The organism is Rhodococcus sp. (in: high G+C Gram-positive bacteria) (genome assembly GCF_049299235.1).
In the GTDB taxonomy this organism is placed as follows: domain Bacteria; phylum Actinomycetota; class Actinomycetes; order Mycobacteriales; family Mycobacteriaceae; genus Rhodococcus.
On record NZ_JBAQXC010000368.1, the window covers coordinates 1 to 6924 of the forward strand.

Genomic DNA, 6924 nt, shown 5'->3' on the forward strand with positions numbered 1-6924 from the left:
GCAGCGAGGTCAGGCCACCGTAGGCGATGGCACCGGCACCGATCGCGACGGTCGGCAACAGCAGCGCCAGCAGCGGTGGCCGCCCGTGCGCCGCGCGTGCTGCGGGTCGGATTCGCGGCAACCGGGCAGCAGCGATCAGGCCGAGGGTGGGCACCACCGCACCGAGCACATACACCGGCGTCGTCGAGAAGTGCTGGGCAAGAAACAAACCCAGCGGAAGGCCGATCATCTGCGACGCGGCGATCGCGATACCGAGGGCGCCGGTCGCCCGGCCCAGTTGCCGGGCCGGGGCCAGTTCCGCGACGAGCGCGGCCGCCGCGACGGTGATCATGCCGAAACCGATGCCGCGTATCGCCGAGATCCCCAGGACCAGCGGCGGCGCGGTCGAGGCGAGCAACCCCAGCGACGGCAGGCCGAGCAGCACACACCCGGCGATCAGCAACGGCCGATGACCGCGGGAACGCATCAGCTTCGGCATCGCCACCTGGGTGAGCACCGTGGTCGCCATGAACATCGTCGTCACCGAACCGGCAAGTGCGTCGGTACCGCCCGCCTCCGCGATCGCCCACGGAACGACGGGCAGCAACAACGAGAATCCGCCGAACGCGGCGGCGGCGAGCACCCAGGCTGCCGGCAACCCACGGATACCGAGCAGGCCCGGCGAGTCCGTCACATCAACCTCAGGATCCCGGCGATCGCAGCGAGGAGCGTCAAGGCCAGCAGCACACCGGCGAACAGTTGGCTACCGGCCCGCCATGCCGACCAGGTTCCGCCGGCGCCGAGGCCCGCGAGCAGAAAGCAGCCGTAGGTCAGGAGAACATCCATGACTTACAGGCTGCCCTTGGTCGACGGAATGCCGGTGACCCGCGGGTCCGGTTCCACGGCTTCACGCAGCGCCCGCGCCACCGCCTTGAACTCGGCTTCGGTGATGTGATGCTGATCGCGGCCGTACAGCACCCGCACATGCAATGCGATGCGGGCGTGGAACGCGAACGACTCGAACACATGCTTGTTGATGACCGTCGCGTAGGGCACGCCCGGATATCCGCCGATCACCGAATGCACCATGTAGTCCGGTTCCCCGGTGTGCACGCAGTACGGCCGGCCCGACACGTCCACCGACGCGTGCGCGAGGGTCTCGTCCATCGGGATGAAGCAGTCACCGAACCGGCGGATACCCCGCTTGTCGCCGAGCGCCTGGTTGAAGGCCTGACCGAGCACGATCGCGGTGTCCTCGACGGTGTGGTGCGCCTCGATCTCGATGTCGCCCTTCGCGTGGACGGTCAGGTCGAAGCAGCCGTGCTGACCGAGCGCGGTGAGCATGTGGTCGAAGAACGGGACACCGGTCGCGATGTCGGTGCGTCCGGTGCCGTCGAGATTGATCTCGACGGAGATGCTCGACTCCTTGGTGGTGCGTTCGACCTTCGCGATCCGGTCGCTCATCGGGTTCCCTCGATTTCCGTTGCGGCGAGTTGTGCACTGACCCGCAACAATTCGTCGTTCTCGTGTGCCAGGCCGATTGTGGTGCGCAGGTAGCCGGGAATGCCGACGTCGCGGATGAGCACACCCTCGTCGAGGTAACGCTGCCAGGTGGCGGCGGCGTCCGCGAACCGGCCGAACAGGATGAAGTTGGCGTCCGACGGGATCACCTCGTAGCCGAGACGGGCCAGTTCCGCGGCGACCCGGATACGTTCGGCGGTCAGTTCCGCGACCGACCCGAGTGTCTCCTCGGCGTGCCGCAACGCGGCGCGCGCCGCGGCCTGGGTGATCACCGACAGGTGGTACGGCAGGCGCACCAGCAGCAGTGCCTCGACGACGGCGGGCGCCGCGGCGAGATAACCGAGGCGACCACCGGCGAACGCGAACGCCTTGCTCATGGTGCGCGAGACGATGACCTTCGCCGGGTATTCGTCGATCAGCGCGAGTGCGCTGGGCACCGCGGAGAACTCCGCGTACGCCTCGTCGACGATCACGATGCCCGGTGCGGCCTCGACGATCGCGCGCAACTGGTCGAGCGGGATGCTGTGCCCGGTCGGGTTGTTGGGGCTGGTGACGAACACCACGTCCGGCCTGCGATCCTCGATAGCCGCGACCGAAGCCGAGACGTCGAGGGTGAAGTCGTCGCGCCGGTAGGTCGCCAGCCAGTCGGTCTGGGTGCCGTCGGAGATGATCGGGTGCATCGAGTACGACGGCACGAACCCCATCGCACTGCGGCCGGGTCCACCGAACGCCTGCAGGATCTGCTGCAGGATCTCGTTGGATCCGTTTGCTGCCCACAGGTTTTCGATACCCACCGCGACACCGGTCTGACGGGTCAGGTAGGCGGCGAGGTCGGTGCGCAACGCAACCGCGTCACGGTCCGGGTAGCGGTGCAGGTCGCGGGCCGCCTCCCGCACCGACTCGGCGACGTCGTCGACCAGCGCGCGGGTCGGCGGGTGCGGGTTCTCGTTGGTGTTCAACTGCACCGGCACCGTCAACTGCGGCGCCCCGTACGCGGACTTGCCGCGCAGGTTCTCCCGCAGCGGCAGATCGTCGACGGTGATACGGCTGCCGGGCACGGTCCCGGTCTGCGCGGCGCTCATCGCAGCGCCTCGAAACGCAACCGCACGGCCTCACCGTGGGCGGGCAGATCCTCGGCGTTCGCGAGGGTGATGACGTGCCCGGCGACGTCCTGCAGTGCGTCGCGGCTGTAGTCGACGACGTGGATGCCGCGCAGGAAGGTCTGCACGCTCAGCCCGGACTGGTGCCGCGCGCAGCCGGCGGTGGGCAGCACGTGGTTCGAGCCGGCGCAGTAGTCGCCGAGACTGACCGGTGCCCACGGCCCGACGAAGATCGCGCCGGCGGCGCGGACGCGTGCGGCGACTGCGGAGGCGTCCTCGGTCTGGATCTCGAGGTGTTCGGCGGCGTACGCGTTGACGACCTGCAGGCCCTGCTCGATGTCGCCGACGAGGACGATGCCGGATTGGCTGCCCGTCAGCGCGGTCCGCACGCGTTCGCGGTGTTTGGTGATCTCGAGTTGCGCGGCGAGCGCGGTGTCGACCGCGTCGGCGAGTTCGGTGCTGGTGGTGACCAGCACCGAGGCGGCCATGACGTCGTGTTCGGCCTGGCTGATCATGTCGGCGGCGACGTGCACGGCGTCGGCGGTGTGGTCGGCGAGGATCGCGATTTCGGTGGGTCCGGCCTCGGCGTCGATGCCGACGACGGCGCGGCACAGCCGTTTGGCGGCGGTGACGTAGATGTTGCCGGGGCCGGTGATCATGTCGACGGGGGCCAGTTCGGCGTCGTCGACGTCGGTGCCGCCGTAGGACAGCAGCGCGACGGCCTGGGCGCCACCGACGGCCCACACCTCGTCGACGCCGAGCAGTGCGGCCGCGGCGAGGATCGTCGGGTGCGGCAGACCACCGAAGTCTTTCTGCGGCGGTGAGGCGACGACCAGGGATGCGACGCCGGCGGCCTGCGCCGGCACGACGTTCATCACGACGGACGACGGGTAGACGGCGTTGCCGCCGGGCACATACAGGCCGACGCGGTCGACGGGCACCCACCGTTCGGTGACGGTGCCGCCGGGGACCACCTCGGTGACGGTGTCGGTGCGGCGCTGCTCGGCGTGGACGAGGCGGGTGCGGGTAATGGCGACCTCGAGGGCCGCGCGCACGGCGGGGTCCAGGTCGGTGAGCGCCCGGTCGATCTCGGCCTGCGGGACGCGCACCTGCGCGGGCCGGACACCGTCGAACTTCTCGCTGTAGTCGAGGGCGGCGACGGCGCCGCGGTCGCGGATGTCGTCGACGACGGGACGGACGTGATGCAGCACCGCGTCCACGTCCACTCCGCCGCGGGGCAGGGCGCCCCTCAGCTCCGCAGTGGTGGGGGTACGACCGCGCAGGTCGGTGCGGGCAAGCATGAGGTGTCCTCTCTCGCAGAACAGGGATCCGCTCCATTATCCGCGATGAGCGCAACCGGGTTGTCGGCCCGTCCCCGGCAGCGCGGCGCACCGGTCCGGGGCGCGCCGATTTTCCGTGGTGGCCGGTCCTATGCTGGGCCGCATGGACGACGACGCACCGCTCCCGGCGACCCTCGGTGAGCTGATTCGCCGCCAGCGCGAACTCGCGGCGCTGCCGATGCGGCAACTGGCCGCGATGGTGGGGATCTCGAACCCGTATCTGTCGCAGATCGAGCGGAATCTGCGGGCGCCGAGCGATCGGGTGCTCAACGCGATCGCCGAGCAACTGCATCTGTCCGCGGACACCCTGGCGGCTCAGGCCGCCCCTGCCGCGGGCCCCGAGCAGTCCGCGGTGCTCCAGGCGATCCGGGAGGATCCCGATCTGACCACTCCGCAGCGCCGGTCGCTGGAGGAGATGTATGAGGCGTTCCGGGAAGTGACCGTCGCCAAGCGGCGCCGGGGCACGCGGGACGATCCGGACGAATCCCCCACGCGGTGACAGGATTCACATTCCGGCCGGGTTCGGTGAACTCGTCACGCTCCGGTCCAGGTGGGGCGCCTTTCGCTGCGCGGCGCCGCTACCTGCAGAGATCATCTACCTGGAAGTAAGGTGCGCGCCCCCGGCGGCGATGTCAACCTCGGGTTTACCGACCTCGACCCTCGGGCTTCCCCGACCTCGACCTGGAGTGCGCCGTGCTCGACCATGTGCAGAAGAAGTTGAAGTCCACCCTCGACCCGATCGGTTGGGCGCCCGCCGTCGCATCGGTGGCCGGGCGCGCGGTCCGCAATCCGCTGAAGGTGGCCTCGGCCACCACCGGATACACCGCACGGCTGGCGCGGATCCCCGCGGCCGCGACTCGCGTGTTCAACGAGGCCGAGCCGCAGCCGCCGATGCCGGTCGATCCGCGGGACGGACGGTTCGGCGACGCCGCGTGGCGTGAGAACCCCGCGTACTTCTCCGTGTTGCAGAGCTACCTGGCCAGCCGCGCCTTTGCGTTCGATCTCGTCGAGGCCGGCGCGGGGGACCCGTTGCAGGACGGCAAGGCCCGCCAGTTCACGAATCTGATGTTCGATGTGTTCGCGCCGTCGAATTTCCTGTTCAATCCGGGCGTGCTGACGCGCGCGTTCGATACCGGCGGGGCGAGCCTGTTGCGCGGCGCGCGGTTCGCGTTCGACGACCTCGCCAATCGGGGTGGGCGGCCGGTGAAGGTCGACATGGATGCGTTCACCGTCGGTGACAATCTTGCGGCGACCCCGGGCAAGGTCGTCTACCGCAACGATCTGATCGAGCTGATCCAGTACGTCCCGCAGACCGAGCAGGTGCACGAGATTCCGATTCTGGCGGCACCGCCGTGGATCAACAAGTACTACATTCTCGATCTCGCGCCGGAGCGCAGCCTGGTCGAATGGGCGGTGCGTCACGGCCGCACCGTGTTCATGATCTCGTACCGCAATCCGGACGAGTCGATGCAGAACGTGACCATGAGCGACTACTACGTCCAAGGCATCGCCTCCGCGTTGGACGTCGTCGAGGAGATCACCGGGATGTCCCGGATCGAGGTGCTGTCCTTCTGCCTCGGCGGCGCGATGGCGGCGATGGCGGCGGCGCGTCTGGCGGCCGACGGAGACCGCCGCATCTGTGCGTTGACGATGCTCAACACGCTGCTCGACTACGGCGATGTCGGGGAACTGGGTTTGCTGACCGATCCGGCGACCCTCGACAACGTCGAGTTCCGGATGCACGCCCAGGGTTTCCTGTCCGGTCAGGAGATGGCGGGCAGCTTCGACATGATCCGCGCCAAGGATCTGATCTTCAACTACTGGGTGTCGCGGTGGATGAAGGGTGAGAAGCCGAAGGCGTTCGACATTCTGGCGTGGAACGAGGACAGCACCCGCATGCCCGCGGCCATGCACGCGCACTATCTGCGGTCCCTGTACGGGCGGAACGAACTCGCCAAGGGGGTGTACGAACTCGACGGTGCGACATTGAAGTTGACGGACGTCGAGTGCGATACGTACATCGTCGGTGCGATCAACGATCACATCGTGCCGTGGACGTCGTCGTACCGGTCGGTGGAGTTGCTCGGCGGCTCGGTGCGGTTCGTGCTGTCCAACGGCGGTCACATTGCGGGAGCGGTGAATCCGCCCGGACCGAAGTGCTGGTTCGAATCCGTCGGTGCACCCGACGCGGACACCCCCGATGTTCTCCCGGAGCAGCCGCAGCAGTGGAAGGACCGGGCGAGCAGGACCGCGGGGTCGTGGTGGGAGGACTGGACGGCGTGGTCGACCGCGCGTGCCGGTGCGTTGGTGGCGGCGCCGTCGCTGGGCAGTGCCGCGCATCCGGTGCTGTGCGATGCACCGGGCACCTACGTCTTCGGCTGACTCCGCTAGCGCATTAGCATTCATTATGCTAACTTGCTAACAGCGTTGTTCGAGGCGCTTCCCCACCGACCAAAGGATTCGTCATGACCTCCCCCAAGACCACTCCCGCCGCCAAGACCGCCACAGACGCCACCGACGCTGCCGCGAAGGCGGCCACCGCCGCCGCCCAGAAGGTCGCCGCGTCCGCCACCCAGGCGACCACCCGGGCCACCGAGGAACTGAGCAAGGCCGTCGACGACACCACCGCCCGCGTGACCGACTTCAACACCAAGATCGTCGACGCCGCCAAGCAGAGTGGCAACCTCGCCGTCGACACCTACGAAAAGTCCGTCATCAGCGTCCTCGACCTGCAGGACAAGCTCGCCGCGGCCACCCCGATCGAGTGGGTCGCCGACCTCGCCAAGGCGCAGGTCTCGTTCGCCCGCGAACTGACCACCACCACCGTCACCACCGCCCGCGACCTCCTCAAGTGAACATCGTGCGTCCCGTCCGCACATCGAAGGACGGGAAACGCACACCCGCTCCCGGTCCGTCGGCTTAGGCTGCGGCATGAACGCCGTCTCGCCCGCCGCGATCGCCGCGGCCCCCTTTCACATCGGGGC

General features: G+C 68.6%; 8 protein-coding genes. 3 read left to right on the top strand and 5 right to left on the bottom strand.

Annotated features, from left to right (window positions below; genetic code table 11):
- The 5 genes from WAX14_RS22800 to hisD form a co-directional block, all read right to left on the bottom strand.
- Positions 1–673 (bottom strand): MFS transporter (locus WAX14_RS22800; protein WP_422630315.1); only part of this gene is annotated, 673 nt, incomplete at its 3' end.
- Positions 670–825 carry a hypothetical protein gene (locus tag WAX14_RS22805; RefSeq protein WP_422630316.1) on the bottom strand — a complete coding sequence of 52 codons (156 nt, stop codon included), beginning with the start codon at positions 823–825 and terminating at the stop codon, positions 670–672. The genes WAX14_RS22805 and WAX14_RS22800, both read right to left, overlap by 4 nt.
- 3 nt (positions 826–828) lie before the next feature.
- A complete protein-coding gene (gene hisB, locus WAX14_RS22810; protein WP_422630317.1) occupies positions 829–1443 on the bottom strand; it encodes an imidazoleglycerol-phosphate dehydratase HisB in 615 nt (204 codons plus the stop codon).
- Entirely contained in the window at positions 1440–2582 is a 1143-nt protein-coding gene (locus WAX14_RS22815) for a histidinol-phosphate transaminase (protein WP_422630318.1), read from the bottom strand. Before WAX14_RS22815 ends, hisB begins: the two co-directional genes overlap by 4 nt.
- Positions 2579–3901: a histidinol dehydrogenase gene (gene hisD, locus WAX14_RS22820; RefSeq protein ID WP_422630319.1), complete on the bottom strand. Its 1323-nt coding sequence runs from the start codon at positions 3899–3901 to the stop codon at positions 2579–2581. The genes WAX14_RS22815 and hisD overlap by 4 nt, the downstream gene beginning before the upstream one ends.
- A 142-nt stretch (positions 3902–4043) precedes the next feature.
- Here hisD and WAX14_RS22825 point away from each other — a divergent pair, with 142 nt between their 5' ends.
- From WAX14_RS22825 to WAX14_RS22835, 3 genes are all read left to right on the top strand, one after another.
- Positions 4044–4439 (top strand): helix-turn-helix domain-containing protein, encoded by a 396-nt coding sequence (locus WAX14_RS22825; protein WP_422630320.1) that lies wholly within the window; start codon positions 4044–4046, stop codon positions 4437–4439.
- A 194-nt stretch (positions 4440–4633) separates the two neighbouring features.
- Positions 4634–6322: a PHA/PHB synthase family protein gene (locus tag WAX14_RS22830; protein ID WP_422630321.1), complete on the top strand. Its 1689-nt coding sequence runs from the start codon at positions 4634–4636 to the stop codon at positions 6320–6322.
- A gap of 83 nt (positions 6323–6405) precedes the next feature.
- A complete protein-coding gene (locus WAX14_RS22835) occupies positions 6406–6795 on the top strand; it encodes a hypothetical protein (RefSeq protein WP_422630322.1) in 390 nt (129 codons plus the stop codon).
- Positions 6796–6924 lie beyond the last annotated feature (129 nt).